The following is a 26,887-nucleotide window of genomic DNA, read 5'->3' as shown; positions in this document are numbered from 1 at the left end:
GGGGCTCCGGGCGCGGCCGGACGGGCGGCGTCCCGGAATCTTGGGGTGCGGCGCCCGATCCGCCCGGCGGGCAGGCCGGAGGACGCAAGAGCACCAAGGCTTCCGCACTACGCGGATGGACTCCCGGCTGTGCCGCATCGCCTTCCGCCAGCTCCCTGCCCTTGGCACAAGGGCATCGGGACAGGGCCCTCGGCCACGGCGTGGATGCCAGCCCAGCAGGTCAGGTGGGGTTCAGCGGAGTGACGCCCGTGCCCGCGTACAGCTCGGGCTCCAGTGACAGGACAGTCAGCGGCTCCCCCGCCTTCATCGCCTGCCAGGCGATCGCCGCCGGGTGCACCACCGGCCAGCCGACGTCCTTCCAGTCGATCGAGTCCACCGCATGCGCCGCAGTGAACGGCACGCTCTGCGCGAACCGCAGGGAGGCTGCATGCCTGCCCGCGCCGACAATCTGGCGCTCGGCAGCCACCAAGGACAGCGACGGAATGAGGACCCGGCCTGTGCCACGCGAGGCTTCGATATAGAGGCCGGTGAAGAAGGGATCCGCGCGGAACAAGGCGGCCAGAGCGGTGTGGTCCAGGACAGCCGTCAGATTCATACGGCGGCACTGCCCTGATGGGCGCGGATCTTCGCCCAGGCGTCCTGGCCGGCCTGCTGGACCTGCTCGCTGTACTCGACCCCGAGCTCACGGGCAGCCTCCGCCGCCCGCTGCTCCCGTTCAGCTGCCGTGAGTTCGCGACTGGCAAGCTCCTCCAGGAGCTCCGTAATGGTGGTGCCGCGCTCGTCCGCAAGAATGCGCAGCCGGTCACGCACAGCCTCGCTGGTCTTGATGCTGGTCGGCTTGCTCATGAGCCGATTCTACCGCCGGTAGAACACAGGCGGGGTGGAGGGTCTGCGAGCGCAAGGCCGGTCGCACCCGGCCCTGCTCCGGCTGTCTTCGTCGCAGGTGAGCGGCGGCAAACAACATGCCGGAAGACGCGGCGAGCCCGTCCGGCGCCATGGGCACCGTGAGGGGTTCATCGCCGTCGCGCATCCGGCCGAGCGGCCCACCGTGGACAGCCTCCATGGCCCGTGGCCACGGGGGCTGTCCACGTCCAGGAGCACCACCTGGGCCACAGCGCGACCCGCGTCGCCGTCTCCTCAATGCCGGCTTGACTGCGCCCTGCCGTGGGCGACGATGGCATCGACTGACGACGATTGTCGCGTCCATCCCCCAGAGGCAGAGGGCCGTCAGCGCGCAGTGACGGGAGGGTTTCCTGCCCTGTGACACATGGGATGAGCGTTCGGGCGGAGAACGGGGTCGTGGCGGACCCGACGCCGCACCGAAGGGCTCGACCGGTTCAGTGGCCGTCGACGGCCTTACCGGGCATCCACCTGCGGTTGATCGTGAGTGCTGCACCTTGAGCGGTGGGGGCTAGGCTCGTGGCTGATCACGGTCACCTACGAGGGGGTTCGGGGTATGGGCGGGCGAGTGGCGGCGGTCAGCAGCAACGGGGAGTACTCGTTCACCAAGCCGAACCGGGACAGCGTCAGACTGCTCGCCGGATTCGGTGTGGAGGGGGACGTGCATGCCGGTGTGACGGTCAAGCACCGCTCGCGCGTCGCGCAGGATCCCACCCAGCCGAATCTGCGCCAGGTCCACCTCCTTCACGAAGAGCTCTTCACCGAGGTCGGCGAAGAAGGGTTCTCGGTGGCGCCCGGCGAACTCGGCGAGAACATCACCACGCGTGGCATCGATCTGCTCGCTCTCCCGGTCGGCACCCTGCTGCGTATCGGCGAGTGGGCGGTCCTGGAAGTCACCGGTCTGCGCAATCCCTGCCTGCAGATCGACACCTTCCAAGGCGGCCTGCTGAAGCAAGTCGTCGGCCGCGACGATGCAGGGAACGTCGTCCGCAAGGCCGGAATCATGAGCATCGTTCGAGAAGGCGGCGTGGTGCGCCCCGGCGACACGATCGAGGTGGACCTTCCGGACGGTCCACACCGGCCCCTGGACCGGGTCTGACCGGCTTCCCGGGCAGGCCGTGGCATGACGACGGCCGCGGGGGATCTGTGAGGTGCCGAGCCCCCCGGCCGGCTCGTGCTTTCCCCTGGCACCGACGGCCAGGACTGGCGCGGACGTTCACTGCCCCGCGGACCACCCGCGCACGAGCGGCGCAGTCCCAAGCCGGCTCGCGTGTCTCCATCGCGGAGGCCGCCGCCGATCGAGCCTCTCCCGGACGTGGCCGCGGACGACCGCGACGCCGGACATCCTTGCCCTGCCGGGCCGGTGAGTGTGTGTCATGTGTGCCGGGCGCGGCACTGCGCCATCGTGGGGGCGGGTACGCCCTGACTTCCGGCCATTCTGCGGGGTGTGACGACCATGGCGACCTGGTCTTTCACCCCATCAAGACTAGTCAGATTCACACTAGTCCGAACTGAATGGAGATCTGCCGCAGGTGGGCCGCACCCGTGACCTGCCCACACGGCGTTCACACCCCGCACACAGAGGGGCACGTCTCAAACACGGTCCGTCAACTGGCCTTGCCCCGTTGCTCAGGCGAAGCTGCTCCCGGCCCACAAGGCCGTCGACCCTCACGAAGGAGCTCTCATGCGCACGAACCTGCGCTTCGCCGTCACCGCCGCGGCAGCCACCGCCTTGATCGGTGGAGCGCTCGCCGTCACCTCGGTCACCGCCACCGCGGCACCGGCCGGCCTGTACGCGCCCTCGGCCCTGGTCCTGACCGTGACCCACCCCGGCGGGACGACCGACACCGCAGCTCGCGCCGTCACCCTGAGCTGCATGCCCGGCGCCGGCGGCACCCATCCCGATCCCGCCGCGGCCTGCGCCGACCTGCGCGCCGCCGGCGGACAGCTCGACTCGCTGCTGTCCACGGCGCCCGGCCAGGCGTGTACGCGGCTGTGGTCGCCCGTCACCGTCACGGTCGACGGTGTCTGGCAGGGCACGCGCACCTCGTGGAAACACACCTTTGCGAACTCCTGCGAAATGAACCACGCCGTCGAGCAGAGCAGCCTGCTCAACTTCTGATCCCACGGGCGCTCCCCCGCCCCCGGCTTCTGGGCCCTGCCCGGAAGTGGCCGTTGCCTGCCGCGCGCTAGTGTTCCCGCGTGGCAGGCAAGGGCATATCCACGGCGCGTGGCGACGGGCGCGTCGAGCGGGGCAATCGGACGCGGCGGCTGGTGCTGGCGCAGTCGGTGCGGATCGCGTCCGTGGAGGGCCTGGAGGCGTTGTCCGTGGGCCGGTTGGCGGCGGAGACCGGTCTGAGCAAGAGCGGGGTGTTCGCGCTCTTCGGGTCCAAGGAGGAGTTGCAGCTCGCCACCGTGCGGGAGGCGGGACGCGTCTTCGCCGAGCGGGTGGTGCGTCCGGCGGCGGCGGAGCCCGCCGGGATCGGGCAGGTGTGGCGGCTGTGCGAGGCATGGCTGGAGTACTCGCGGTCGCGGGTGTTTCCCGGCGGCTGCTTCTTCTACGAGATCGCCGCCGAGTTCGACGCCCGCCCGGGTCCGGTGCACGACGCCGTGGTCCGCGCCCAGCACGACTGGTCGGCCCACGTGGAGCGCACCCTCGCCGAGGCGGTCGGCGCGGGCGGCCTGCGGGCGGACACCGAGGTGGCCCAGCTCGCCTTCGAGCTCGCGGCGCTGATGGAGGCGGCCAACGGCATCGCGGTCCTGCACGGCCAGGAGAGCGCCTACCGGCGGGCCCGCACAGGCATCGCCTCCCGCCTGCGGGCGGCCGCCACCGACCCCCACCAGGTCCCCCAAGTCCCGTGACCGCTCCGGCGTTTGCGCTCGTGCCGGGCCGCCCAAAACAACTAGCACGACCGTTCGTACAGTTTTAGGCTCGGGTCCATGACCCTTCACGCAGCGGACCTCGTCGAGTGCAACCGGATCGCCGTGCGGGAGGCGGTGCGGGTGGTGGATCTGGCGGGGGACGACGACTGGGAACGCGACAGCCCGTGTGCGGGGTGGACCCTGCGCCGGCTCGTGGCGCACATGGCGGCTCAGCACCACGGTTTCGCGGCCGCCGCACGGGGCGCGGGCCACGAGACCGCCCACTGGCAGGAACCGCGGGACCTGAGCGAGCCGGCGCGTGTACACCGCGCGGCCGCGGCGGACGTACTCGACGCCTTCGCCGAACCGGGCGCCCTGGAGCGGGAGTTCGTGCTGCCGGAGCTGGGCGGCGCCTTCCTGGGCCGCCGGGCCGTCGGCTTCCACCTGGTCGACTACGTGGTGCACGCCTGGGACGTCGCCGCCACCGTCGGTGTGGAGGTCCTTCTGCCGGACGAGGCGCTGCTCGCGGCACTGGCCGTCGCCCGGCGCGTCCCGGCCGACCCGGCCCTGCGGGGGCCCGGCGCCGCCTTCGCCCCCGTGGTACCCACGCCTGAGGAGGCCGAGGGGGCGGGAGCGCTGGAGGAGACGCTGCGGCTGCTGGGGAGGCGGCCGGAGCTGTGGCCGGTGCGCGGATAGGCAGTCGCCGGGCGGCCGCGAGCTTGAGGGAGACCGCCAACTCGTCCAGCCTTCGTCCAAAGGCACCCCTCGGGGATCGCGGCGGTCACCGGGAGCGGGGCATGGACGGCGGATGTTCGTCGCGCAGGGTCGCTGGTTGAGGAGAACCGGTCGCGTCCCGGACATGACTTACCTGTCGTTCTGCTGCACGGACCGGCCGGGCCCGCGGGCGGCCTCGCCCGGGCCTTGCGCCCGGGGATGCCCCGTCTCACGCCCAGAACGCATCCGTGACGGTGATCTGGGGGTCGGCGTGGCGGCGGATGAACGTGAAGATGAGCCAGCCGCGGCCGCCTGCGAGGTCAGCGAGGGGCAGGGACCCATCGGCGTCAATGCCGCGGCAGTAGGAGTCGGGAGTGGTGATCAGCTCGGCGCGGGCTGACAGGACCAGCTGCTTTGCACCCTCAGGCATGCTCTCGAATTCCTGGAGCGCCTCCGCCGTCCAGTCCATCTGCCAAGGCGGACATGGAAGCTCATCGGTCACCGGCCGGGCCCCACTGCGGCCGCCTGGCGGCGCAGCCGGCTGTACTCGGCCAGGAGCCGGGCCGACTCCTCCGGCTGCTCCGACTTCGCAGCACGGGCTTCGAGGTCGTGGAAATGTGCTTCCAGTCCGGGATCGCGGGCGATCGCGTACTGGGTCCACCACAGGCGCATGAAGGCCGGTACCGGAGTGAGGTTGAAGGCGTCGCCGATCGCACGGCGCCAGTGCGCCTCGAAGTCCGGCAGCAGATGCGGGGCGTGTTCCTGAATGGCCAGGCGCAAGGCCTGAGGGGTGCGTTCGGGCATGGGCGGCACCCGGCGGGGCCGGTCCCCGCCGGGGCCTTCGAAGTGAGCGGGCTGCGCTGTCATGGCGAAAGGGCTCCTGGTCTGCCTGCGGTCCGGCCTTGTCAGACCGCATCCTGGTCGGCACCGGAGGCCGGCGGGAGCTGCGCCATGTACTGCTCGAACCACTCGGCGGGCACGAGGTAGGCCAGGGTCTTGCCTTTGCGAGTGATCGCGGCGGGCTCACCCGCAATCCGAGTGCGGTCGAGGATTTCGCCCATCTGCTTGCGGAGGTCGATCGTCGTGTACGTCTTCGGCTCCATCCCCGCAACCTATCCCAACTATCATAGTTGCGATAGTTCACTGACCTCAGTGACCGCAGCGGCTCCCTGATGGCGCCTCTGCCGTCGGCCGCGCCGACGAGGGTGATCTGCCCCAGCCAAGCGGTCGATGGGCACGAACTCGTGGACGTAGGCGGCTGATGCGGGACACCCGGGCGCTCCGCGGCGGGCTGCGCGCGGGGCGCCCTGGCCGTACGGCGCACCTCGGGGCTGGTGACGGACCGGGTCTGCCGATCGGTGCGGGCGCCCCTCGCGAGCGCCGGGTGGGCGATGCCCGTGACGGGCGTGCTCCTCTACCCTCCCCCCGGCTCGCGGGAGGCGGCGGTCCGTCCGCCGGGGACGCCGGTGGCGGGGGCGGCCCCGGCGCGGTGAGCGCTACGGGTGGGTGTCCTCGGCCAGGGTGTGCGCCACCAGGGCGTTGGCGTGGCCGTGCCCGAGGCCGTGTTCGGCCGTGAGCCAGGCGACGAGTTCCATGTGCCGGGTCAGCGGTGAGGTGCGGATGAGGTCTTTCCACTGCGCTATCGGGCGGCCGTACTTCTTCTCGATCGAGGGGAAGTAGCTGGCGGGGCCCTTCACGGATGCGGTCATGAGGAGCTGTCTCCTGTCGACGTGCCGACTTCGATGTGTCGGCCGCTTCGGTGCGGGGGGCGGGGGCTTGTCACCGATGCTGTGCGGTGGGTTCCGGGCGGGCCAGGCGCGCGGTCAGGGCGCTGAGCCAGAGCAGGCCGAGTCCCGCGCCGGCGGTGAAGGCCGCGACCGAGGCGGCGGAGGCGGCGAAACCGGCGAGGACGCCGGCGGGCACCAGCCTGGAGGCGAGCAACCAGCCACGTTCGCCGCGGGCGGTGAAGTACCGGGCCAGCACGAGGGATGCGGCGCACAGCGCCAGGAAGCCGGTCATGGCGGCGGCCATGTGGAGGGCGCCGTGTGCGCTCAGGGTCCCGGGCGGTGCCTGGGGAGCGCCCGCCGGGAACCCGGCTCCGGGATCGGGCGGGAAGAACGAGGCCACGAGGAACGACGCGCCGAAGACGCCGATCAGTCGTGGCGCCCAGGTTCCGCCCGGCGCACCGCGTAGCACCTGGCGCATCCCGGCGGCGCCGGCTGTCGCCAGGGCACCGGTGAGCAGGAAGGCGGTCACCTGGATCCAGCCGAGGCCGCCGAGGCTGAGCTGACTGAGCGCGTTGCGGGTGAAGTCGAAGCCGTCCCGGCTGAGCCCCTGGACGAGGCCCGCCGCGAGGAAGAGCGGCCCTGCGGTGATGCCGCCGGCCAGCAGGAGCCGCGGGACGGAGTGGGCCGTGGCCGGCGTGGCGGTGGCCCGGGCGGTGAGCGTGTGCGTCATGCGAGGGTCTCCCCAGAGTGAGAACTGGACGGTGTAGTACTCGTTGGAACTGGACGGTACAGTACTCAGAAAGGAACTGGACTGTCCAGTACTGAGGCGGTTGCTGATGACCGGAGGAGACATGGAGACCAGGGAGCAGGGGCGGTCGGCCCGCAAGCACCAGGCGATCATGGAGGCCGCGACCCAGGTGTTCATGGAGAAGGGCTACGCCGGCACCAGCATGGACGACATCGCCAAGCTGGCCGCGGTGTCCAAGCAGACCGTCTACAAGCACTTCGCGGACAAGGAGAAGCTGTTCGCGGAGATCGTCCTGGCCACCACCGACCAGGTGGACGCCATGATCGAGCTGGTGGCGGACGTCCCCGCCGACGCCGCCTCACTGGACGAGAACCTCAACCGGCTCGCCCGCCGGTTCGTGGGCACCCTCACCGAGCCTCAGGTGCTGCAGCTGCGGCGGCTGATCATCGCCAACGCCGAAGCCTTCCCCGAGCTGGGCAGCGCCTGGTACACGCAGGGTTTCGAGCGGGTCCTGGACACCCTGGCGGCCACCTTCGCGCGCCTGGCCGACCAGCGGCTGCTACGCGTGGACGATCCGCTCCTGGCCGCCAACCACTTCGCCGGCCTGCTGCTGTGGATCCCGGTGAACAAGGCGATGTTCACCGGCTCGCCCCAGCACACCGAGGCCGACCTCGACCGCTGGGCCGCCGCCGGCGTCCGCGCGTTCCTCGCCGCCTACCGCTGATTCCGCACGGCGCAGCACCCGCCCCGGCCCGAAGGGGGCCGCATGTCCTGCTCCGAGCACCTCGCGGAACGCGACGGTATCGCTCTGGCCTGCCGCGACCGGCCCGAAGACGGCTCACCCGTCGTTCCGCTGCACGGGCCGGCCGGGCACGCGAGCGAGTGGGACGGCCTCGCCCGGATCCCGAGCCCGGACGCCGTGTCGTCGCCGTGGACCAGCGCGGTCCCGGCGCGAGCGAGCACCCGCAGGAGGTCAGCCGCGCCGCCTACGTCGCCTACGTCATGGCCGTCGCCGAGCAACTCGGCCTGCGCCGGCCGGTGCCGGCCGGCCAGTCCCCGGGCGGGCACACCGCCGTGCTCGCGGCCGCCGCGCACCCCCCTCTTGGTCCGCTACGTGGCTCACCTTTCGGCGAAGGCGGGGCAGGTGGAGAGGGCCTGGGCATGGCCCGAAGGACGTCTGCGGCGCTGAAGCGGGTGGCGACGCGGCCGACGTGCCTGTCGGGGCAACGGCGGCCGCTGATCACTGATTCGCCGTTGACCGGTCGGGTCTGATGCCGTTCGTCGATTCCAGCACGCCGCTCTTGGTGGGCTCGGAGGGGAAGCAGGCGACGGCGCAGCGCAGGTGGCCCTGCCGAGCAGGGAGAACGGCCTGATCGGGGATGAAGCGGTGTGCGGGAGAGGGCGCGGATGCCGCGGGCGCGTCGCGGGCTGGGCCTGGGCCGCAGCGGGTCAGGCGAACGATCCGTGGTCGCCGAGGATGTCGCGCAGGCGGACGCGGTCGGTGTAGGCGGAGCTGTCGCACACGGCGACGAGTTCTCTCCGGGTGACCAGGTGGGTCCCCTGGTCGTCCCGGTCGCAGACGACCAGTCGGAGCGTGCGCGCGGCGGCCATGACGGCCAGCGCCACCTCGACGCTCATGTCGTCACAGACCCGGGGTTCGGCCGCGTCCATGATCTCCACCACCGCCTTCTGCGCGGGGTCGGCGCTCGCCGGGCGGGGCTGCATCTGAGTCGGTGTCAAAAGGTGCCTCCTGCAGAGATGGGTCGGCTTCCTGAGCACAAAGGTTCTAGACCGCCCGGTCCGAGGCGGACGTGCGTAGGGAGGTGCGCCGGGTCGCCGAAGAGGGACGGCGGCGGCCACGGGAGGTGGCGCGCTCGGGGCGTTCGGCCACCGGTGCGGTGATGACGACGGGGATGCCGGACGGGGCCTGGGCTCCGGTGATCCGGCTCAGCGCCGCGTCGCCCGAGCGGATCGGGGTGGTCTGCGGCCGGATGCCGGCGGCCGACATGAGGCGGACCATGGCGCGGCGCTGGTTCGGCGTGACGAGGGTGACGACGCTGCCGGACTCCCCGGCGCGGGCGGTACGCCCGCCGCGGTGGAGGTAGTCCTTGTGGTCGATCGGGGGGTCGACGTTGACGACGAGGTCGAGGTTGTCGACGTGGATGCCGCGCGCCGCGACATTGGTCGCCACCAGCACATCAACGTGTCCCGTCTTGAACTGCGTCAGCGTGCGGGTGCGCTGCGGCTGCGTTTCCCCGCCGTGCAGTGCGGCGGCCCGGACCCCGCTGCCGAGCAGTTCCCGGGTGAGCCGGTCGACGGCGTGCTTGGTGTCCAGGAACATGATCACGCGGCCGTCCCGGGCGGCGATCTCGACCGTGGCGGCGTGCTTCTCGGCGTCGTGGACGTGCAGGACGTGGTGCTCCATCGTCGTGACCGCACCGGCCGACGGATCGACCGAATGCACGACGGGGTCGGTCAGATAGCGGCGCACCAGCAGGTCGACGTTACGGTCCAAGGTGGCGGAGAACAGCATCCGCTGCCCGTCGGGACGCACCTGGTCCAGCAGTGCCGTGACCTGGGGCAGGAAACCCATGTCAGCCATCTGGTCGGCCTCGTCGAGCACGGTGACGCCCACATGGTCCAGCCGGCACGCACCACGGTCGATGAGGTCCTTGAGCCGTCCCGGGGTCGCGACGACGACCTCAGCCCCGCCTCGCAAGGCGCCGGCCTGCCTGCCGATCGACATCCCGCCCACCACCGTGGCGAGCCGCAGCCTGACGGAGCGGGCGTACGGCGTGAGCGCGTCGGTCACCTGCTGCGCCAGCTCGCGCGTCGGTACGAGGATCAGCGCCAGCGGCCGCCGGGGCTCGGCGCGCTGGCCGGCGGTGCGGGCGAGCAGCGCGAGGCCGAAAGCGAGGGTTTTGCCGGAACCGGTGCGTCCGCGGCCCAGGACGTCGCGGCCGGCCAGGGAGTTCGGCAGCGTCGCGCCCTGGATCGGAAAGGGTGCCCTCACGCCCTGCTTGCCGAGTTCGGCCAGGAGCGGTTCAGGCATGCCGAGATCGGTGAAGGCCTCGACGGCGGGCAGTGCGGAAGTGATCGTCTCGGGGAGCGCGAACTCGCCCTGCGTCTCGGCGTGTCGGCGGGCGTAACCGCCGGAACGGGCCGGCCCCTGGGAGCGGCGTGGGGCCGGCGAGCCGAAGCGGCTGCCGCCCCTTCGAGTGTCGGCGCCGGCGGCACGGGTACGGCCGGAGCGGTCGCCTGTACGGTCGCGGTTCATGCGGAACCTTCCTCGATGGGGCACATATCAAGGAATTCCCGTAGCTGTGAGCGGCACGAAGAATCGCAAGTATGAACCGATGACACAATGAAGCGAATTCGAGCGGCGGAAATCCCCGCAGGCGCCGGGCTGGAATCCGTGACGCTGCGGGGGGGCGTGGAATCCTGCGTCGACTGCGGTGCGCGTCGTCAGGATGCGCCTGCCACACAAGGAGCACCGCGTGGGGTGAGACTGCGGGTCCGTCCGCGTCGTCGGGCATGGCGAACCGCTGCGGAAATGCGTACAGCTGGGGCCCGCACCCCGAGGGATGCGGGCCCCAGCTGCAAAGTGCGTGTCAGCGTCAGGCCGGAACGATGTTCTCGGCCGTCGGGCCCTTCTGGCCCTGGCCGATCTCGAAGCTCACCTTCTGGCCTTCGAGCAGCTCACGGAAGCCCTGGGTGGCGATGTTCGAGTAGTGGGCGAACACGTCGGGGCCGCCACCGTCCTGCTCGATGAAGCCGAAGCCCTTTTCCGCGTTGAACCACTTCACGGTCCCAGTAGCCATGTCATATCTCCTTTGGGGGCACATCGGTATCCGCACTGTACGGACGCCGTATCGCTGAGATGATTACCCCGCCCGGAAAACGACCGGAATACATAAGAGCTCCCGCCCGGCAGGAGCCGAGCGGGGCACTTGAAGTTTTGGGAACCACAACTGCAACTGAGATCGACAGTAGCACACCGGAAGGCCTGCAGCGTTTTTCATAATTCCCCCGCAAAACTCTCACTGCATGGTCCGTCGAAATCTCACCTCGCGGACACAGATATTGACGCACCCGGAGTGCAGCGTTGCAGGACGCGGGTGCCCAACGGCACGTGAGGCTGCGGGACGCGACCGCGCGACCCGGCTGCCCGAAGGCCGCCGTACAGGCGAACGCACCCGGCCGCCCAGCTGTACCGCGTACGCCCGAGTGAGGGGCAAGCGCCTGCGTCGGCACCGCGTACGCCTGAGTGAGGGGCAAGCGCCTGCGCCGGCGGGGAATGCCCCGGCCCCGACCGGCGGGACGCCGAGCACACCAGGACCAGGCCGGCGGTCCGGGCGAGGGAAGGCCGGCAGCGGCGAGGTGCTCGTCGCCGGCCAGGTCGGCATCCGCTTCGCTCCGGGACGCCGAGGGCCGCACCCCCCGTCGTGCGCCGCACCGGCAGCCGGGTGCGTGGACGGCCGGGGTCTGGGTGTGGGCTGGTTGCTGATCGAGATGTGCCGGGGCTCCGGCACCTGGGGTGTCGGGGCCCTGGTGTCGTGCTGTGCGCACCGGCTCCAGGCCGGTGTGAGGCGGCGGCGCGGACCTGGGACGGGTTCCTGGTCCGCCCTGCAGTCGGTGATCAGCGGGCCCGGCGCCCTTGTCAGGCCGGAGTGTTCGACTGCGACTGGCCGCCCTGGGTGCGCAGTTGCTCGTTGATGCGCTGGGCTTCCTCGAGCTGGTCTTCGAGGATGACGATGCGGCAGGCGGCCTCGATGGGGGTGCCCTGGTCGACGAGTTCGCGGGCGCGGGCGGCGATGCGCAGCTGGTAGCGGGAGTAGCGGCGGTGGCCGCCCTCGGAGCGCAGGGGGGTGATCAGGCGGTGCTCGCCGAGGGTGCGGAGGAAGGCGGGGGTGGTGCCGAGCATCTCGGCGGCCCGGCCCATGGTGTAGGCGGGGTAGTCGTCGTCGTCGAGATTGTCGGCGGGCCGGGTACTGGCAGGGGGCATAGACCTCTTCTTTCACGGACGCGTCGGGGGGCCCGGGTCGCCGTGCGGCGACCCGGGCCCCGAGCTTTCAACACCATCTACCGGCCGACTGCGCCGGCCTTCTGTGTCCGCAGGGCCCGCCTGGGAGGACGGGGCTGCGGGGATCGCGGATGCGTGACCGGGGACCACCTTCCAATCCGGGGCCTTGCGGTACCCGGGCGGACTTCCTCCTCGCCCGGGCGATCCTGATGGCGCTCTGCTCCTTACCTTCGGCTACTCGGTTGCACTGCTACATACCGCGGGTACTGCTCGCGACCCCCTCGGGTCGCGTCCTGCTTGACCTGCTTCGCACGGCGTTCATCCGTGCCCATGTCGACTTCCTGGGTACGACAGAAAGGGTAACTCCGCAGAGGGGCAATGTCTACCGTCGCCGTGACAGATTTCCTCCGCTGCCGTCGCCATGATTCCTGTCCCGAGTGCGCCTGGAGGAGTGCTGCGCCCGGCCGGCTCCGGGCCCGGCGGATCGACGTGACCGACACGGGGACGACCCGCCGACGACCCGGCCGGGGCTTGTGTCGTGATGGATGCCGACAGCCCCGCCGGCACCACCGCACCCGTGACACCGCCCGCGCCCTCGGCAGCCCGGCACCGGCCCTGGAGACGACGCGGGCCCTCGCAGCGGCGGCTTCTCGTCCGGGTTCGGCGCGCTGAAGCGGAGGAGTCCGCCGGGCCGTCGGCCGAGGCGGCCCGGCCGTTCGGGCCGCGCTCCGCGGTCTTCTAGTGCTGCGCCGGCCCCACGGGCCGGGCGGCGGCCTGGACGAGGTTGTGCTCCAGGCGCTCCAGGGTGGCGAGGGCGTCGGCGCGCTCGTCGTCGGAGAGGCCCGCGGTGGAGAGGTCCTCCAGCTGGCTCCAGACCTTTTCGACCTCCCGGCGCAGGGCGTGGCTGGCGGCCGTGGGTTCGATGAGGGAGGCCCGCTTGTCGGTGGGCGAGGCGCGGCGGCGCACGAAGCCGGCCTGTTCGAGGCGGCGGACGGTGCGGGTCATGGTGGCGGCGTCGGAGTCCATCAGGCGTACCAGGTCGATCTGGCGCTGGGGGCCCAGTTCCCACAGGTGCATCATGACCAGCTCCTGGCCCGGGTGCAGGCCGATGCGGCGCAGCAGCTGTCCGGCGAACATGCGGTGCAGGCGGGCGAGGCGGAAGATGGCGTGGCTGATCGGCCCGCCGCCGGCCGCGCCCGGGACCGGGACGGTGGCCTCCCGTTGCGCCGCCGCGGATTCCTGCCCGGCCTCGGGCCTCGACTCGGCCATCTCTTCCTCACTCTCCTGTTTGGACAGGACAACTCTACCGTTCACCGTTGCCTGGCGGAGGGTTTCCTGCTGCTTCCCGGGTTCATCGGTGCAGTTGGCGGGGTGTTTGTGGGGTCACTTCCGGCTTCGGAGAATGAACCGGTGGGCGTTTACTGTTCGGACAAGTGATTTACTTGTTCGGGCAGGCAATGTGCGGGGAGCCGGTGCGCCCGGCCCGCCGAACGTCCCGCTTTCCACGAAGGAGACCCCTGATGACCACCGCGTTCGACCCGATCGTCCTGGGCGGCAGGCCCCTGGCCAACCGCGTCGTGATGGCGCCCATGACCCGCAGCCGCGCCTACGGAGCGGGCGCCGAGCCGACCGAGCTGATGGCGACGTACTACGCGCAGCGCGCCGGCGCCGGCCTGATCGTCACGGAGGGCGTCCAGCCCTCCCCCGTCGGCCAGGGCTACCCCGACACCCCCGGCCTGCACACCCCGGGGCAGGTGCGGGCGTGGCGGACGGTGACCGACGCCGTGCACCGCGAGGGCGGCGTGATCTTCGCGCAGCTGATGCACACCGGCCGCATCGGCCACCCGAGCCTGCTGCCCGGCCACCTGGTGCCGGTGGCGCCGTCCGCCGTGGCCGCCCGGGGCCGGGTCTACACCCACGAGGGGCCCAAGGAGTTCGTGACGCCGAAGGAGCTCGGCGAGGCGGAGATCGCCCAGACCGTCGCCGACTTCGCGGCCGCGGCCCGCAACGCCGTCGCGGCCGGCTTCGACGGCGTGGAGATCCACGGCGCCAACGGCTATCTGATCCACCAGTTCCTCAGCGACAACGCCAACCTGCGCACCGACGCCTGGGGCGGCGGCGCCGAGGGCCGGATCCGCTTCGCCGTCGACGTCGTCACCGCCGTGGCCGAGGCGGTCGGCGGCCGGCAGGTGGGGCTGCGGATCTCCCCGGGCAACCCCTTCAACGACATCGCCGAGGACAACCCGGGTGAGGTCTACGGCGCCCTGCTGGACCGGCTCGCCCCCCTGGACCTGGCCTACTTGCACCTGCTGGAGGGCCCGGACGCCGGGCTGACCGGGCGGCTGCGCAAGGCCTGGCCCGGCACGTTCGTCCTCAACCCCTTCACCCACCCCGACGTCACCGGCCCCGACGCGCTCACCCTGATCGAGGAGGGCGCCGCGGACATGGTGGCCTACGGCGCGCTGTTCCTCGCCAACCCCGACCTGCCCCGGCGCCTGGCCGCCGGCGGCCCGTTCAACACCCCCGACCAGGCCACCTTCTACGGCGGCGACCACCGCGGCTACACCGACTACCCCGCCCTCACCGCCTGAACGCCCCCCACCGCCTGCCCCCCCACCGCCTGGAGGTACCGATGTCCCGAGCGATCACTTTCTCCGAGTACGGCACGCCCGAGGTGCTGCGGCCGGCCGAGGTCACCTTGCCGGAGCCCGGCCCCGGCCAGGTCCGCATCCGGGTGCGGGCCGCGTCCGTGAACCCCCTGGACGTGAAGATCCGCTCCGGTGCGATGGCCGGCGCGTTCCCCGTCCGTTTCCCCGCGATCCCCGGTCTGGACGCGGCCGGTGTCGTCGACGCCGCCGGCGAGCAGGCCGGCGCGGCCGTCGGCGACGCGGTCCTCGGGGCCACGGTCGGCGGGAGCTACGCCACGTACGCGCTGCTCGAGGAGCCGGTGGCCAAACCCGCCGCCCTGCCGTGGGAGGTCGCCGCCTCGCTGGTCACCGTCGGCCGGACCGCCGCCCGCGTCCTGGGCGAACTCGGCGTGCGGGCGGGCAAAACCCTGCTCGTCCACGGCGCCGGCGGCAGCGTGGGCATCCTCGCGGTGCAGCTGGCCGCCGCCCGCGGGCTCACCGTCGTCGCCACGGCCGGCGAGCACGACATCGAGCGGGTCACCGCGCTGGGCGCCACCGCGGTCCGCTACGGCGACGGCTGGCTGCAGCGGGTGCGGGACGCGGCCCCCCAGGGAGTCGACTACGTCCTGGACGCCGCCGGCGCCGGGGTCCTCGCCGACTCCGTCGCCCTGACCGGCGACAGCGCACGCATCGTCACCATCGCCGACATGTCCGCCGCCGAGCACGGCGTCCGCTTCAGCGCCGGCGGCCCCGACCGGACCGGCCAGAGCGGCCGGGCCGACGACCCGCTGCCGCAACTGGCCCACATGGCCGCCGCCGGCACGCTCACCCTGCCCGTCTGGCGGACCTACCCCCTGGAACAGGCCGCCGCCGCACACGCCGACCTCGAAGCCCACCGCAACCACGGCAAGACCGTCCTGCTGCCCTGACCCACCCCCGCCCGGCACCCCTTGGGCGATCCGGTGATTCCGGCGATGCGGTGATCCGGTGATTCCGGTGATTCTGGTGATTCCGGCGACGGGAACGGCCCGCGGCCGCGGGCCGGACCGTGCCCCGGAGCCGGCCCGCGCCAAGTCCCCGGCCGGCCACCCCTGTTCGCCCTCCAGCCCCACCCTCGTGCCTCCCGGTGCGCAACGCCCGAGGCCCGGCGGGCCGGCCGTGCGGCGGCCTGCCCGCGGCGGGAGCCGAGGGGACGCAGGGGCACCGCACCGTCCGGGCCGTCCGCGCCGGGTCCGCCACCAGGCGGACACCGGGCGGGCCTTCCGGTCCATCAACAGGACGGCAACGGGCGGGTGTTCGGGCGGACGTCGTATCAAGTCCCCGCCTCCTGCCCGAAGATCGTCACGACGTCTTGCAGGCTGTTTCAGCGGGCTGCGACGATCCCCGCATGGACGCGCGCGTGGTCGGCATACCCGAGGTGGACGGCACCGAGCAGGTGGCCGTGGTGATCGATGTGATGCGGGCGTTCACCACCGCCGCATGGGCGTTCCACCGCGGGGCGGACAAGATCGTCCTCGCTGCCGACCAGGGCGAGGCACTGAAGATCAAGGCGTCCCACCCGGGCTGGCTCGCACTCAAGGACGGGGCACCGGCCGACGGGTTCGACCTGGCCAACTCCCCCGGCCAGATCCGGGAAACCGACCTGGCCGGCCGCACCGTGGTCCAGAAGACCACGGCGGGGACCGTCGGAGCCCTGGCGGTCGTCGACGCGGAACTGGCGCTGTGCGCGAGTTTCGTCGTGGCCGGCGCGACGGCCCGGGCCCTGGCGCAGGCCGGCGCCGACCGCGTGACGTTCGTCGCCACCGGCGAGGACGGCCGCGCCGCCGAGGACCTGGCCTGCGCCGCGTACCTGGACCGGCTCCTGGCCGGGGACCGCCCCGACGCCGGCCCCTTCCTGCACCGGGCGCGCACCTCCCCGGCCGCGGAGGACCTGCGCGGCGGGCGACGCCGCGGTGCTCACCCCGCCGATGTGGAACTCTGCCTGGAAGTCGACCGGTTCGGCTTCGCCATGAAAGTGGGGCTGGAGGACGGCACCGCGGTGCTGCGGCCGCTGCGGACGCGACCGGACACGGCAACCTCCGCGCACCGCGCGCCGTAGATCACCCTGCGTGCCGGCCGCGGGGGCGGGCGGGAAGAGGGCACCGGCCGGGCACGTAGGCTCCCGACATGGCAAAGCGCAAGGTGCGACGGCGGGCGAGGAAGATCCTGGGTGCGGACCCGGCGGCTCTGGTCTGGTGCGAACTGGCCCGGCCCATCCCCCCACCCCCCGCACAGGTGCACCGGGCCGCGGGCAGCAAACGCCTCAAGCCGGGCCGCCACTGGCTGCTCTACGCCGGCGCGGTGCTGTTCTTCTTCGTCGTCATCCCCATGATGCTGATCGACAAGCTCGGCGACCGCCTCGAGCGTCGGCCGGCCGGCCGACGCGCCCCGCATCCCCGCCACGAACCGGAGCCGGGGTCAAGCTCAAGTTCAGGGTCAGGGTTGCCCGATACCGCGTCCCCGCCCGATACCGCGTCCCCGTCCAGCCCCCCGGCACCCGGCCGGGACCGTCAGGGCCGCCGGCGCCCGGGCGACCCCGCGCACGGCCTCTTCGACGGCGACTGGGAGCGCACCGCGGGCCGGCTGCTGCTGCACTGGTACGGGCACTCCCCCAACCCCCAGCGCCTGGTGATGCTCACCGGTGACGGCATCTGCGTGGCCGCCTCCCCGCGCCGCAGGCTCTCCCCCACCAAGGCCGCCGACTTCCACGCCGTCGCCCAGTTCTCCCCCGCCGAGGCCCGCATCGAGGCCGAGGCCGGCCAGCCGCGCGGATTCGGCACCTTCGTCCTCCACTTCCCGGACGGCTCCTGGCTGGAACTGGGCCGGCTTTCAGGACCGGAGGACGCCGACCACTTCCTGCGCACGGTCAGCACCTGAGACGGACCAGGACCTGCCCGGCCGGGCTTCTTGGGGGGCTTCCCCCGAACCCTCCCGACACTCCGACACTCCTCGATGCCAGCTGACAGTACGTCACATACGGTAACGGACACGCCGGTTGCGCAGTCGGTCTCCCGCGCGGCCGGGCGTCCGGTGTGCCTGAGCGTCCCGGTGGCGTCGACGGCAGGTGCCGGTCGCCCGCCGGGGGGAAATCGTTCGCCTGATGGCGTGCGGGCCAGGAGCCTGGGGGCATGGAGTTCCTCTGCTATCACCGCGACCGGCCCGCCTCCCTGCCGCTGCGCGAGCAGCTGCTGGAGGCCCACTGGTCGTACATGGACAGGTACGCGAAGCAGATGATCGCCCGGGGTCCGACCCTCGCGGACGACGGCGAGACCCCGACCGGAAGCGTGCACATCGTCGACCTGCCCGACCCCGCCGCTGCCCGCGCGTTCGCCTTCGACGAGCCCAACTACCAGGCCGGCGCCTACCGGGACGTGATGCTGCGACGGTGGCACAACACACTGGGGCGCACCATGTGGGACTTCCCGGGCGGCCGGACGGGCGGCAACCGGTACCTGGTGCTCGGCCTCGGCACCGGGCAGGCCGCCGACCTCGCGGTGCCGCACGACCGGGACGAACTGATCGCCTACGGGCCGTTGCTGTCCGACGACGCCGCCACCTGGCTGGGCACGGCCGTCCTGCTGCGGGCACCGGACCCGCAGACGGCACGCGCCGTGTTGGCCCCCCACGGATACGCCGACATCGAGGTCCACGCCTGGCAGTTCGGCGGCTGGCCGTCATGACCGGCAACGGCAGCCGGCCCTCTCGCCGGACCGCCCCAGTGAACGGCAGCGCAGCGCCTGCTCCGCCCCTTGGGCTCACAGAGCGGAGTGCGGGGGCCGGGTGCCGTGCCCGGGCGGCCACGGCACGGCGCGGCGCGGCCGGGCCCGTCCCCGCGCCGTCCGCGCTGCCCGGCATCCGATGCCCGGCATCCGATGCCCGGCATCCGGTGCCTGGCTCACCGCGCCGCGGCGCAGCCGTCGAGGGCGGCCGCGAAGCCGGCCAGTGCGGTGAAGTCGTCCCTGCGCAGGCCGACGCGTGGATCGACGTGATGCAGCAGGAAGGGCGCGCGGTGGGCGGCGGCGTGGCGGTGGTCCGCGTCGCTCTGCTCGTCGTCCACCCAGGCGAAGGGCCGGCCACCGGCGTGGGCGATAAGTGGCGCCGACTTCCGGTGGACCGTGTCCGGGCGCTCGCGCAGCAGCGCGTCGCCGAAGTCGACGAACGGCAACGGCGGCAGGCCGAGGGCGGGACCGATCCACCGGTTCGCCTCGCCCATCCAGGCAGTGGCCCAGCACAGCTCGAACCCGAGGGCCAGTAGGGCGGGGCCGTGGGCCGGGTCGAGCCACACCGTCCGAGGACGCACGTAGGACGGCGGGCTGCCGGCCGCAAAGGGCCGGCGTGCCTCGGCCGGCAGGTCAACGGTGACGTAGCCCTCTGGGCACCTGCCCGAAGGCGTCGCGTACGGGTGCAGTGGCCCGTCGACATCCAGGAACAGCAACGGTCGACGGCTCACGATCCCCCCTCGGCGGCTGTCGGCCGCTTCGCCGCAGCGTAGCCCGAACGGCCGCCGGCCAGGCCGGGCCGGGCCGCCACCGGCCGGGACTGGGCTGCCGGGGGGGGCGGGACTGGGCGTTCGGGGAGTGTTTGCCCGCCCGGGCAGTCACCTGTCAGGATGGTGATGTGAATCTCGAGCATGTCTTCGTCTGCGGGAATCCGGCACTGGACTTCGCCGCGACGCTGCGCGCGCGCCGTTCGGTGCGCTTCGAGATGTTCGTGACGCCGGACCGGCTGAACGCCTGGTACGTGGAGTCCGGCCTGGTCGACGCCGTCGCGCCCAGCACGCAGGCCGACGTCGAGCAGGCGAGGACCGTCCGGGAGGCCGTCTACCGGCTCGTCACCGCCCGCCGGCTCGCGGAGCCCTACGACACGGCGGCGCTGACCGTGGTGAACAACGCCGCCCGCGCCGCGCCCGCGGTGCCGCAGCTGACCCCGTCCGGGCGCTGGACGCAGGCCAGTGCCGGCGAAGCCCTCTCCCTGGTCGCCCGCTGTGCCGTCGAGCTGCTCAGCGGGCCGGACGTGCCGCTGCTCAAGGAGTGCGGCAACCCCGAATGCACCCGCACCTACATCGACCGCTCCCGGGGCATGCGCCGGCAGTGGTGCGGCATGGAATCCTGCGGCAACAAGATCAAGGCGGCCGCGTACCGGGCCCGGAAGAAGACCGCCTCCGCCCCGGCCCGCTGACCCTGCGCCCCCCGCCGCCCGGCCGGCGCGGGCGCCTCCCGCGCCGAGCGAGGGCGGCCGTGCCCCCCGGCCGCTGCCGGGCCGGCGGCGCCTGTGGGCCAGGAGGGCGCCGGCTTCCCGCGGTGATGCGGGCCGCCGGCCGGCGTCGCGGCGAGGATAGGGGTGGGCGACGTCCGATGAGTTTTTCCGTGGCCGGCAGTCAAGGATCACGGTTGGTGCGCCTCAGCCGCGCATACGGCCGCAGCGGGCACTCACCGATCGCCCACCACCCGGACACCGCACCAGACACCGAGGAACCACGATGCGCACCCTGATCAGCACCGCTTTCATCTCGCTCGACGGCGTCGTGGAGGCTCCCGGCGGCGAGCCCGGCTACCGCAACTCCGGCTGGACCTTCAAGCACACCGAGTTCCTCCCCGAGGCGTTCGAGATCAAGGGCCGGGAGCAGAAGGAAGCCACCGCCATGCTGCTGGGCCGCACCAGCTACCAGGCGTTCAGCCCCGTGTGGCCGGACATGGCGGACTTCGCCGACTACAAGGTCATGCCGAAGTACGTCGTCTCCACCACCCTCACCGACGACGACCTCGTGTCCAACTGGGGCGAGACCACCATCCTGCGCAGCGTCGAGGAGGTCGCCGCGCTGAAGGAGACCGAAGGCGGGCCGATCATCATGCACGGCAGCGCCACCCTGAACCACGCCCTCTCCGACGCCGGCCTCATCGACCGCTACCACCTGCTCGTCTTCCCCCTCCTCCTCGGCGCCGGCAAGCGCCTGTTCAGCACCACGGACAAGGACACGCAGAAGCTGAAGCTCGTCGAGCACGAGGCGTACGCCAACGGCCTGCAGAAGCAGGTCTTCGACGTCGTGCGCTGAAGCGGGCCGCCGCGCGAGCCGCGGTGGCCGGTCAGGGCACGCCCTGCACTCGGGGCGGCGCGCACTGCGGGGCGGCATCGCGTGGGCTTGGCGCAGCAGGGCCGTCGTGACACCGGCCTTCCCGCGCGTGCGCCGCGGTCACCTGCCCGGTGTGCTCGAGGGGACGATGGTGTGCAGCTGCGCCGGCCCGGGGTGGGGCTCAGGCGGACTTCGTTGCGTTCGCGGCGTGCGAGGAATGGTACGTGCCGAACGTCCAGGCGCCTGTGGATGACGAACCGCTGGATTCCGGCCGGCGGCGCCATCGATCCGCGGCGGCCCCGGAGCGTGCGGGAGGCGCCGTGGCCCGGGGACTGCACGGTCGGGTGCGGGTGGCGCGGCACGGGAGCGTGGCGTCGCGGGTTGAGAGATGGTGCGGCACCTGGCGGGCAGCCCTCACGTGTCGCAGCTCACTGGGAAACGGTGACAGGGGGGTGTCGCGGACGGCTGCGACGGTCGACGCCATGATGATCACTGATGAGGACTGCCTCGCCGAGACCCTGGCGTTCAACCGGGAGTTCGAGGCCAGAGCCGCGAGCCGCCCGGCGCGCGGCAAGGCGCCGGACGCAGCCGGTCTGGCCGCGCTGCGACGCAACCGACTCGGCGGTGACACGCCGCCGGTGCGCCTGCCGCAGGGCCAGGACCGCATCGTGGCCCAGGGGGTGAAGGTCCGGGCGTTCGTGCCGCCCGGCCGTGTCGAGGGGGTGTACCTGCACTTCCACGGAGGCGGTTGGGTGTTCGGCTCGGCCTGCGGGCAGGACGCAAGGCTGTGGCGGCTGGCCCGGCAGGCACGGCTGGCCGTGGTCAGTGTGGACTACCGCCTTGCGCCGGAGCATCCCTTCCCCGCCGGGCCCGAGGATTGCGAGGCGGCCGCCCGCTGGTTGGTGGAGAACGCCGCCGGCGAGTTCGGAACCCGGCGGCTGCTGATCGGGGGTGAATCGGCCGGCGCCCATCTGGGCGTCGTGACGCTGCTGCGCCTTCGCGACCGGCACGGCATCACCGGCGGTTTCCGGGCGGCCCACCTGCTTTTCGGCCCGTACGACCTGTCGATGACACCCAGTCAGCGGGCGTTCGGCTCTCGGCGGCTGCTGAGCAACACCGACACGCTGCGGCGAACCTACGACCTGTTCACCCCGGGCATGACAGCCGAAGCGCGCCGCGATTGCGGCATCTCACCGCTGTTCGCCGATCTGTCGGGCCTGCCGCCCGCTCGGATCGTCGTCGGCACCGAAGATCCTCTCCTCGACGACTCTCTGTTCCTCGCCGCACGGTGGCGGGCGGCGGGCGCGCCGGTGCAGCTCGGTGTCGTCGCCGGCGCCATGCACGGCTTCACCCTGTTCCCGCTGACCGTCACCGCCCGCGAACAGCGGCGCGAGCGGGACTTCCTGTCCACCGCGGGACAGTAGCCTCACCGGCATGAACCGCACGGCCCGCTTGTATGCCCTGGTGGAAGAGCTGCGTGCGGCGGCGCCACGGCCCCGCACGGTCGCGGCACTCGCCGCGCGTTTCGAGGTCAGCCGCCGCACGGTGCAGCGCGATCTGCAGGTGCTGATGGAGACCGGCGTCCCGGTGCGCGCCGTTGCCGGGCGAGGCGGGGGCTGGTCGATCGACCCCGGCCTGACCCTCCCCCCGATGCGCTTCACCCCCGAGGAAGCCTCCGCGCTGGCCGTCGCCCTCGCCACGGCCGACACCCGCACCCCGTACGCCGGTGCGGCCCGCACCGCGGCCCAGAAGATCGCGGCGTCGATGACCGGCGCCGCCTCGGCGGCGGCACAGGAGGTGGCCGCACGGATCGTCACGCTGCCCCCGCCGGCCGATTCCGCGGTCCGTACCGCGGTGGAAGCGGCCCTGACCACCCGCACGGTCCTGTGGCTGGCCTACCGCGACGCGGCAGGACGGGAGAGCCGGCGCGAGGTGGAACCGGCCGGACTGCTCACCGCCGGCGGCGGCTGGTACGTCATCGCCTGGTGCCGCACGCGCCGGGCCGGCCGGGGCTTCCGCCTGGACCGCATCACCGCGGCCGCCGCCACCACCGAGCCGGCACACCCCCGCGACCTCGCCGAACTGCTGCGCGGCTCGGCCGCAAACGGCGCGGTGCGGCCCGCCGCGCTGGCCCCGCTCGCACCCCCCTCCTGAGGAAGCCCCGTCACCGCCGCGGCGCACCCCCTCGTTCCGGTCCCGGCACTACAGTCGCCGCATGCGACGAAGGACAGGCCTGGCGGTGTCGGCCGGAGCGGCGGTCCTGGCCTGGGGCGAGTGGATGAACTGGCGCTGGTCGCGCACCCTGGTGGGCCACCGTGAGGGCACCGCCGAGGTTGTCGTCGTACTCGGATACCGCAATCCGCAGAAGTCGGCGAACGCCGTCAACCGCCAGCGTGTGCGTGCGGGCATCCGCTCCATCGCCGCCGACCGCGCACACAGCACGCGTGTGATCTTCAGTGGCGGCGCGACCGGCGGCGTCGCCACGGAGGCGCGGGTGATGGCCGACTACGCGAGGCGGGTGCTCGCCTTCGAGGGGACCGTGGCCCTCGAAGAGGCCAGCGGGACGACCTGGGAGAACATCGCGAACGTGATCCCGCTGCTGGAGGACGCCGACCGCATCAAGATCGCCTCCCAGCCCGCCCACGCCCTCAAGGCCCGCGCCTACCTGCGCCGCCGGCGCCCCGATCTCGCCGCCAGGCTGGTGCGCGCCGGCGACTACCGCCTGGGCGAAGGGACGGTCCTCAAACCGCTGCTGGCCCTGTACGGGCTGTGGACCCTGCGCGCTCTCACACCGGGCGAACGCACGATCACACCGTAGGCGGCGCTGCCGCCGGAGCCGTCCGGGATGGCGCGGCCCCGCCGGCCGAGAGCCGGCCGCCCCGAAAAACGCGCCGCCACCCCGGCAGGCACACCGTCGCCATGGCAGACACCGCAGCCACGGCGGGGGGCCGTCTCACGGCGCAGCATCAGGCCGGCCGGGGGATCTGCCGCGCTCTCACCGGCCGGACCGCCCGCGCCGCCGCCCTCACCGACACCGCCGCCCTCACCGTCACCCGACACCGGCGCGGGCCGGCGGCACGAGCGGCCCCGCCGGTGCGGCAGGCCGAACACAACCACCCACCGCAGCAACCCTCTTGCTCTTGCAAGTAACATGCAACAAGCTAGTGGGGTCCTTACCTGCCGTGCCGGACCTGGAGTCTTGTCATGCCCCGCTGGATGCCCGATGCCCAACCGCAGCGCATCCTCGCGGCGTCGAACCTCGTCTACACCCTCGGCAGCGGTCTCCATCTCACCGCCGGGGTGCTGTACTTCACCGAGGCGGTCCGTCTTCCGGCGGGCGAGGTGGGCCTCGGTCTGGGCATCGCCGGTCTCCTCGCGCTGGCCCTGGGGGTCGCGGTCGGCCACCTGGCCGACCGCCGCGGTGCACGCGGCATCTATGCGGCGACCCTGGTGGTGCAGGCGCTGGCCACGGCCGGCTTCGTCCTGGTGGACGGCTTCTGGCCGTTCGTCGTGGCCGTCTGCGCGGCCGCCGCCGCGAAGGCGGCCGGCACGGCCGCCCGCTCCCCGCTCATCCGGCACCACGGAGGAGACCGGCCGCAGCAGTTCAGGGCCTACCTGCGTGCGGTGACCAACGTCGGTATCTCCCTGGGAGCCCTGCTGGCGGGCTGGGTGGTCCAGGTGGGCACGCTCACCGCCTACCGGGCAATGGTCGCCGCCAACGCGCTCGCGTTCGCGGCCGCGGCGGTGATCCTTCTCCGCCTGCCGCCCCTCGCGCCCCTGCCCGCCGCCGGCGGCCCGCGCCGCATCGCCCTGCGGGACCGCCCCTACCTGCTGCTGGTCGCCCTGGACGGCGTCATGGCCGTCCAGTTCAAGGTGCTCACCGTGGCCGTCCCGCTCTGGATCGTCGGCGCCACCACCGCCCCTGCCTGGCTCATCTCGGCCACCATGCTCACCGGCACCGTCATGGTCGTCGCCTTCCAGGTCCGCTCCGGCCGCAGCATCGACTCCCCCGCCGCCGGCGCCCGCGCCTACCGCCGGGCGGGCGCGGCCTTCCTCATCGCCTGCTCGCTGTTCTCGCTGTCCGCGGGCGTCCCCGCGGGGGCGGCCGCCGCCCTGCTCCTCACCGCGGTGGTGATCCACACGGTCGGTGAACTCTGGCACTCGGCCGCCGGTTTCGAGGTCTCCTTCGCCCTCGCCCCGCACCACGCCACCGGCCAGTACCTGGGGGTGTTCGGTCTCGGCGCCGGCCTGGCCGAGGCCCTCGGCCCCGGACTGCTCATCGCGCTGTGCATCACCTGGGGCCGCCCCGGCTGGTACGCCGTTGGAGCCGTGTTCGCGCTGACGGGCCTGGCCGCACCGCCCGCGGTGCGCTGGGCACAACGCCACCACCACGCCGCGCACACCCGGCCGGCACCCGCGCACCAGACACCGGCCGCCGCCTGACCCGGAAGCGGACAAGGCAGCAGCCCGACACCGGCCCGCGGCCCGCGCGGACACCGTCCCGACGGGTCCGCCCACCCCGGGCGGCGCCGGCCCCTGCGCCCTGGCCGCCGCGCCGCCCACCCGGGGGTGCGCCGCCTGCCGCACCACTGCGGGATGAAAACGCGGCGGGCAGGGTGTGTCAGCCCGAAGCAAGCTCCGTCTCCGCAGGTACGGTCCCCCGCATGGTGACGCCCGACCACCCCTGTCCCGGCCACCGCTCCCCCGCCGCCTGGGCGAAGGGAAACCCACGGCGCCGGGCATGCCGGAGGGCGGTCACGCTCCTGCTGTACACCGTGCTGTTCGCCGCCCTCGGAGCGGCGACGGCGCCCGCGGCCCCCACAGCCGCCACCCGAGCGGCACCGGCAGCGGCACCGGCAGCGCCCGCCGCGGCCCCGGCGGCGGCGCCGCCGACCTGCCGGGTCGGCGCCTACGTCACCGACCTCTACGGGCTGGACGTCTCACCGCGGACCATCAACGCCGACTTCTGGCTGTGGAGCGTGTGCCCCAGTGCCGACCTGGACGCCACCCGGCGCCTGGAGTTCATCAACGCCACCCAGGTCAGCCAGAGCGACCGGTCCGTGGTGAAGGTCGGCGACCAGTACTGGTCCCAGGTGAAGGTCTCCGGCACCTTCCGCCAGCAGTTCGACCTCAGCGAATACCCCTTCGACAAACAGGACGTCCAGATCCAGGTCGAGGACTCCCAGCTCAACGCCTCCCAGTTCGCCTACGTCGCCGACCGGGCGAACTCCGGCTACGACCACGCCATCAGCCTCGACGGATTCGAGATCCGCGACTTCAGCGTGCGGGTGGTCACCCACACCTACCAGACGTCCTTCGGCGACCCCCGCATCAAGCACGGGCAGCAGAGCCGCTACAGCCAGTTCGTCATCGAACTCCACCTCGACCGCGTCGACCTGGCCGGCTTCATCCGCCAGGCCTGGCCCGCCTACGTCGCCTTCCTCATCTCCCTGATGTCCTACTTCATCTGGGCACCGGAATTCCTCACCGTGCTCGCGGCCCGCCTCGGCATCCTCGGCGCCTCCCTGTTCAGCGTCGTGCTCAGCATGCGCTCCACCAGCCTGACCGGAACCCAGTTCGGTGTGACCCTCGTCGACCAGATCCACCTCGCCACCCTGCTCTACACCCTCGTCGGCGTCGGCTGCACCACCTACATCCTCCTGAGCTGGGCCAACCCCGACAAACGCGCCGCCGTACGGCGCACCAACCACATCGTGGTCTGGTCGACGACCGCCGCCTACGTCATCGCCAACGCCATCTCCATCGGCTTCGCCGTCACCTGAGCCGCGTACGGGAACCGGGCACGAAACCTGCCACCGCCGCACCTGCAGCGACTGCCACGCCCCTCTCGCTCCTCGGAGCAGCACCGGCGCATCCTGACGCTCCCCGCTGGGAGGGGCGGACGTCGTTGACGAAGGGGCGGGACCCCTGATGCCGTCCAGGAGGAAAACGCAGCAACGGGTGGGCGAGTTTCACCCACCCGTCGCCGTTGCACTCCTTCCAGCTCCGCCTCGACATCCTGGGACACCGCCCGCATGTTCGCTTCACATCGCGTCAGGTGTCGGCGGGTGCACACCTCATGCGGGGACTTCGGCACGGAAAGCACGTCCGCATGTAGGTGAAATACGCAGTGCCGATCACTTCCTATCTCTCCCTACTCAGGCAGAACCATGTGCG

At 72.5% G+C, this 26,887-nt stretch carries 30 protein-coding genes; 17 read left to right on the top strand and 13 right to left on the bottom strand.

Annotated features, from left to right (window positions below):
• Nucleotides 1-220: 220 nt before the first annotated feature.
• Together ACF08B_RS37400 and ACF08B_RS37395 are read right to left on the bottom strand one after the other, a co-directional pair.
• A complete protein-coding gene (locus ACF08B_RS37400) occupies nt 221-595 on the bottom strand; it encodes a PIN domain-containing protein (protein ID WP_392321484.1) in 375 nt (124 codons plus the stop codon).
• Nucleotides 592-846, bottom strand: a complete 255-nt coding sequence (locus tag ACF08B_RS37395) for a hypothetical protein (protein ID WP_392321483.1) — start codon at nt 844-846, stop codon at nt 592-594. The genes ACF08B_RS37400 and ACF08B_RS37395 overlap by 4 nt, the downstream gene beginning before the upstream one ends.
• Nucleotides 847-1,456: 610 nt before the next feature.
• Here ACF08B_RS37395 and ACF08B_RS37390 point away from each other — a divergent pair.
• The 4 genes from ACF08B_RS37390 (at nt 1,457) to ACF08B_RS37375 (ending at nt 4,458) form a co-directional block, all read left to right on the top strand.
• A complete protein-coding gene (locus tag ACF08B_RS37390; protein WP_392321514.1) occupies nt 1,457-1,999 on the top strand; it encodes an MOSC domain-containing protein in 543 nt (180 codons plus the stop codon).
• 585 nt (nt 2,000-2,584) lie between these two features.
• Nucleotides 2,585-3,022, top strand: coding sequence for an SSI family serine proteinase inhibitor (locus ACF08B_RS37385; protein ID WP_392321482.1), 438 nt, complete (start codon nt 2,585-2,587; stop codon nt 3,020-3,022).
• A gap of 95 nt (nt 3,023-3,117) precedes the next feature.
• Nucleotides 3,118-3,762 (top strand): TetR/AcrR family transcriptional regulator, encoded by a 645-nt coding sequence (locus tag ACF08B_RS37380; RefSeq protein WP_392321513.1) that lies wholly within the window; start codon nt 3,118-3,120, stop codon nt 3,760-3,762.
• A 78-nt stretch (nt 3,763-3,840) separates the two neighbouring features.
• Nucleotides 3,841-4,458 (top strand): TIGR03086 family metal-binding protein, encoded by a 618-nt coding sequence (locus ACF08B_RS37375; protein ID WP_392321481.1) that lies wholly within the window; start codon nt 3,841-3,843, stop codon nt 4,456-4,458.
• A 247-nt stretch (nt 4,459-4,705) separates the two neighbouring features.
• Here the strand turns inward: ACF08B_RS37375 and ACF08B_RS37370 are convergent, their stop codons facing one another.
• From ACF08B_RS37370 to ACF08B_RS37350, 5 genes are all read right to left on the bottom strand, one after another.
• Entirely contained in the window at nt 4,706-4,906 is a 201-nt protein-coding gene (locus ACF08B_RS37370; RefSeq protein ID WP_392321480.1) for a hypothetical protein, read from the bottom strand.
• 68 nt (nt 4,907-4,974) lie between these two features.
• Nucleotides 4,975-5,343 (bottom strand): DUF6247 family protein, encoded by a 369-nt coding sequence (locus ACF08B_RS37365; protein ID WP_392321479.1) that lies wholly within the window; start codon nt 5,341-5,343, stop codon nt 4,975-4,977.
• A 38-nt stretch (nt 5,344-5,381) separates the two neighbouring features.
• Nucleotides 5,382-5,579, bottom strand: a complete 198-nt coding sequence (locus ACF08B_RS37360; RefSeq protein ID WP_392321478.1) for a type II toxin-antitoxin system prevent-host-death family antitoxin — start codon at nt 5,577-5,579, stop codon at nt 5,382-5,384.
• Between the two features lie 393 nt (nt 5,580-5,972).
• Nucleotides 5,973-6,185, bottom strand: coding sequence for a DUF4287 domain-containing protein (locus tag ACF08B_RS37355; protein WP_392321477.1), 213 nt, complete (start codon nt 6,183-6,185; stop codon nt 5,973-5,975).
• Nucleotides 6,186-6,255: 70 nt separating this feature from the next.
• A complete protein-coding gene (locus ACF08B_RS37350) occupies nt 6,256-6,933 on the bottom strand; it encodes a DUF998 domain-containing protein (protein ID WP_392321476.1) in 678 nt (225 codons plus the stop codon).
• Nucleotides 6,934-7,054: 121 nt separating this feature from the next.
• On the opposite strand from ACF08B_RS37350, the gene ACF08B_RS37345 reads away from it, so the two are divergent.
• On the top strand, nt 7,055-7,675 hold the full coding sequence (locus ACF08B_RS37345; protein WP_392321475.1) for a TetR/AcrR family transcriptional regulator C-terminal domain-containing protein: 621 nt from the start codon (nt 7,055-7,057) through the stop codon (nt 7,673-7,675).
• A gap of 725 nt (nt 7,676-8,400) precedes the next feature.
• Here the strand turns inward: ACF08B_RS37345 and ACF08B_RS37340 are convergent.
• The 5 genes from ACF08B_RS37340 to ACF08B_RS37320 all read right to left on the bottom strand — a co-directional run bounded on the left by ACF08B_RS37340 (nt 8,401) and on the right by ACF08B_RS37320 (nt 13,243).
• Entirely contained in the window at nt 8,401-8,691 is a 291-nt protein-coding gene (locus ACF08B_RS37340; RefSeq protein WP_392321474.1) for a CBS domain-containing protein, read from the bottom strand.
• Between the two features lie 46 nt (nt 8,692-8,737).
• Nucleotides 8,738-10,228, bottom strand: coding sequence for a DEAD/DEAH box helicase (locus ACF08B_RS37335; RefSeq protein WP_392321473.1), 1,491 nt, complete (start codon nt 10,226-10,228; stop codon nt 8,738-8,740).
• Nucleotides 10,229-10,568: 340 nt separating this feature from the next.
• On the bottom strand, nt 10,569-10,772 hold the full coding sequence (locus ACF08B_RS37330; protein WP_392321472.1) for a cold-shock protein: 204 nt from the start codon (nt 10,770-10,772) through the stop codon (nt 10,569-10,571).
• Between the two features lie 839 nt (nt 10,773-11,611).
• Nucleotides 11,612-11,956 carry a MerR family transcriptional regulator gene (locus ACF08B_RS37325; protein WP_392321471.1) on the bottom strand — a complete coding sequence of 115 codons (345 nt, stop codon included), beginning with the start codon at nt 11,954-11,956 and terminating at the stop codon, nt 11,612-11,614.
• Nucleotides 11,957-12,712: 756 nt separating this feature from the next.
• A complete protein-coding gene (locus ACF08B_RS37320; RefSeq protein ID WP_392321470.1) occupies nt 12,713-13,243 on the bottom strand; it encodes a MarR family winged helix-turn-helix transcriptional regulator in 531 nt (176 codons plus the stop codon).
• A 251-nt stretch (nt 13,244-13,494) separates the two neighbouring features.
• On the opposite strand from ACF08B_RS37320, the gene ACF08B_RS37315 reads away from it, so the two are divergent.
• From ACF08B_RS37315 to ACF08B_RS37295, 5 genes are all read left to right on the top strand, one after another.
• Nucleotides 13,495-14,565, top strand: a complete 1,071-nt coding sequence (locus tag ACF08B_RS37315) for an alkene reductase (RefSeq protein ID WP_392321469.1) — start codon at nt 13,495-13,497, stop codon at nt 14,563-14,565.
• A 41-nt stretch (nt 14,566-14,606) separates the two neighbouring features.
• Entirely contained in the window at nt 14,607-15,530 is a 924-nt protein-coding gene (locus ACF08B_RS37310; protein ID WP_392321468.1) for an NADP-dependent oxidoreductase, read from the top strand.
• 458 nt (nt 15,531-15,988) lie between these two features.
• Nucleotides 15,989-16,699, top strand: a complete 711-nt coding sequence (locus tag ACF08B_RS37305; RefSeq protein ID WP_392321467.1) for a 2-phosphosulfolactate phosphatase — start codon at nt 15,989-15,991, stop codon at nt 16,697-16,699.
• A gap of 68 nt (nt 16,700-16,767) precedes the next feature.
• A complete protein-coding gene (locus tag ACF08B_RS37300) occupies nt 16,768-17,517 on the top strand; it encodes a hypothetical protein (protein ID WP_392321466.1) in 750 nt (249 codons plus the stop codon).
• Between the two features lie 251 nt (nt 17,518-17,768).
• On the top strand, nt 17,769-18,320 hold the full coding sequence (locus tag ACF08B_RS37295; protein WP_392321465.1) for a YciI family protein: 552 nt from the start codon (nt 17,769-17,771) through the stop codon (nt 18,318-18,320).
• A 215-nt stretch (nt 18,321-18,535) separates the two neighbouring features.
• On the opposite strand, the gene ACF08B_RS37290 is transcribed toward ACF08B_RS37295, so the two are convergent.
• Nucleotides 18,536-19,090: a hypothetical protein gene (locus tag ACF08B_RS37290; protein WP_392321464.1), complete on the bottom strand. Its 555-nt coding sequence runs from the start codon at nt 19,088-19,090 to the stop codon at nt 18,536-18,538.
• A 167-nt stretch (nt 19,091-19,257) separates the two neighbouring features.
• Here ACF08B_RS37290 and ACF08B_RS37285 point away from each other — a divergent pair, with 167 nt between their 5' ends.
• From ACF08B_RS37285 to ACF08B_RS37255, 7 genes are all read left to right on the top strand, one after another.
• On the top strand, nt 19,258-19,818 hold the full coding sequence (locus tag ACF08B_RS37285; protein WP_392321463.1) for a CGNR zinc finger domain-containing protein: 561 nt from the start codon (nt 19,258-19,260) through the stop codon (nt 19,816-19,818).
• Nucleotides 19,819-20,119: 301 nt separating this feature from the next.
• Nucleotides 20,120-20,692, top strand: coding sequence for a dihydrofolate reductase family protein (locus tag ACF08B_RS37280; RefSeq protein ID WP_392321462.1), 573 nt, complete (start codon nt 20,120-20,122; stop codon nt 20,690-20,692).
• A 242-nt stretch (nt 20,693-20,934) separates the two neighbouring features.
• Nucleotides 20,935-22,134, top strand: a complete 1,200-nt coding sequence (locus ACF08B_RS37275; RefSeq protein ID WP_392321461.1) for an alpha/beta hydrolase — start codon at nt 20,935-20,937, stop codon at nt 22,132-22,134.
• Nucleotides 22,135-22,144: 10 nt separating this feature from the next.
• Entirely contained in the window at nt 22,145-22,864 is a 720-nt protein-coding gene (locus tag ACF08B_RS37270) for a helix-turn-helix transcriptional regulator (RefSeq protein ID WP_392321460.1), read from the top strand.
• 61 nt (nt 22,865-22,925) lie between these two features.
• Entirely contained in the window at nt 22,926-23,528 is a 603-nt protein-coding gene (locus tag ACF08B_RS37265; RefSeq protein WP_392321459.1) for a YdcF family protein, read from the top strand.
• A gap of 398 nt (nt 23,529-23,926) precedes the next feature.
• The gene (locus ACF08B_RS37260) at nt 23,927-25,153 is read left to right on the top strand and encodes an MFS transporter (RefSeq protein ID WP_392321458.1); all 1,227 of its coding nucleotides are present in this window, start codon (nt 23,927-23,929) and stop codon (nt 25,151-25,153) included.
• 221 nt (nt 25,154-25,374) lie between these two features.
• A complete protein-coding gene (locus tag ACF08B_RS37255) occupies nt 25,375-26,493 on the top strand; it encodes a hypothetical protein (protein WP_392321457.1) in 1,119 nt (372 codons plus the stop codon).
• Nucleotides 26,494-26,887: the final 394 nt, after the last annotated feature.

This window comes from Streptomyces sp. NPDC015139, from assembly GCF_043079785.1.
GTDB classification, from domain to species: Bacteria; Actinomycetota; Actinomycetes; order Streptomycetales; family Streptomycetaceae; genus Streptomyces; species Streptomyces albidocamelliae.
Note: the sequence above shows the minus strand (reverse complement) of the source record. Positions and strands in the feature narration are given on the sequence as shown.

Bases quoted from the DNA above. Each gene is read 5' to 3' on its own strand.
- ACF08B_RS37400 (WP_392321484.1), bottom strand. From the start codon at position 595: ATGAATCTGACGGCTGTCCTGGACCACACCGCTCTGGCCGCCTTGTTC.
- ACF08B_RS37395 (WP_392321483.1), bottom strand. From the start codon at position 846: ATGAGCAAGCCGACCAGCATCAAGACCAGCGAGGCTGTGCGTGACCGG.
- ACF08B_RS37390 (WP_392321514.1), top strand. From the start codon at position 1,457: ATGGGCGGGCGAGTGGCGGCGGTCAGCAGCAACGGGGAGTACTCGTTC.
- ACF08B_RS37385 (WP_392321482.1), top strand. From the start codon at position 2,585: ATGCGCACGAACCTGCGCTTCGCCGTCACCGCCGCGGCAGCCACCGCC.
- ACF08B_RS37375 (WP_392321481.1), top strand. From the start codon at position 3,841: ATGACCCTTCACGCAGCGGACCTCGTCGAGTGCAACCGGATCGCCGTG.
- ACF08B_RS37370 (WP_392321480.1), bottom strand. From the start codon at position 4,906: ATGCCTGAGGGTGCAAAGCAGCTGGTCCTGTCAGCCCGCGCCGAGCTG.
- ACF08B_RS37365 (WP_392321479.1), bottom strand. From the start codon at position 5,343: ATGACAGCGCAGCCCGCTCACTTCGAAGGCCCCGGCGGGGACCGGCCC.
- ACF08B_RS37360 (WP_392321478.1), bottom strand. From the start codon at position 5,579: ATGGAGCCGAAGACGTACACGACGATCGACCTCCGCAAGCAGATGGGC.
- ACF08B_RS37355 (WP_392321477.1), bottom strand. From the start codon at position 6,185: ATGACCGCATCCGTGAAGGGCCCCGCCAGCTACTTCCCCTCGATCGAG.
- ACF08B_RS37350 (WP_392321476.1), bottom strand. From the start codon at position 6,933: ATGACGCACACGCTCACCGCCCGGGCCACCGCCACGCCGGCCACGGCC.
- ACF08B_RS37345 (WP_392321475.1), top strand. From the start codon at position 7,055: ATGGAGACCAGGGAGCAGGGGCGGTCGGCCCGCAAGCACCAGGCGATC.
- ACF08B_RS37335 (WP_392321473.1), bottom strand. From the start codon at position 10,228: ATGAACCGCGACCGTACAGGCGACCGCTCCGGCCGTACCCGTGCCGCC.
- ACF08B_RS37330 (WP_392321472.1), bottom strand. From the start codon at position 10,772: ATGGCTACTGGGACCGTGAAGTGGTTCAACGCGGAAAAGGGCTTCGGC.
- ACF08B_RS37325 (WP_392321471.1), bottom strand. From the start codon at position 11,956: ATGCCCCCTGCCAGTACCCGGCCCGCCGACAATCTCGACGACGACGAC.
- ACF08B_RS37320 (WP_392321470.1), bottom strand. From the start codon at position 13,243: ATGGCCGAGTCGAGGCCCGAGGCCGGGCAGGAATCCGCGGCGGCGCAA.
- ACF08B_RS37315 (WP_392321469.1), top strand. From the start codon at position 13,495: ATGACCACCGCGTTCGACCCGATCGTCCTGGGCGGCAGGCCCCTGGCC.
- ACF08B_RS37310 (WP_392321468.1), top strand. From the start codon at position 14,607: ATGTCCCGAGCGATCACTTTCTCCGAGTACGGCACGCCCGAGGTGCTG.
- ACF08B_RS37305 (WP_392321467.1), top strand. From the start codon at position 15,989: ATGGACGCGCGCGTGGTCGGCATACCCGAGGTGGACGGCACCGAGCAG.
- ACF08B_RS37300 (WP_392321466.1), top strand. From the start codon at position 16,768: ATGGCAAAGCGCAAGGTGCGACGGCGGGCGAGGAAGATCCTGGGTGCG.
- ACF08B_RS37295 (WP_392321465.1), top strand. From the start codon at position 17,769: ATGGAGTTCCTCTGCTATCACCGCGACCGGCCCGCCTCCCTGCCGCTG.
- ACF08B_RS37280 (WP_392321462.1), top strand. From the start codon at position 20,120: ATGCGCACCCTGATCAGCACCGCTTTCATCTCGCTCGACGGCGTCGTG.
- ACF08B_RS37270 (WP_392321460.1), top strand. From the start codon at position 22,145: ATGAACCGCACGGCCCGCTTGTATGCCCTGGTGGAAGAGCTGCGTGCG.
- ACF08B_RS37265 (WP_392321459.1), top strand. From the start codon at position 22,926: ATGCGACGAAGGACAGGCCTGGCGGTGTCGGCCGGAGCGGCGGTCCTG.
- ACF08B_RS37260 (WP_392321458.1), top strand. From the start codon at position 23,927: ATGCCCGATGCCCAACCGCAGCGCATCCTCGCGGCGTCGAACCTCGTC.
- ACF08B_RS37255 (WP_392321457.1), top strand. From the start codon at position 25,375: ATGGTGACGCCCGACCACCCCTGTCCCGGCCACCGCTCCCCCGCCGCC.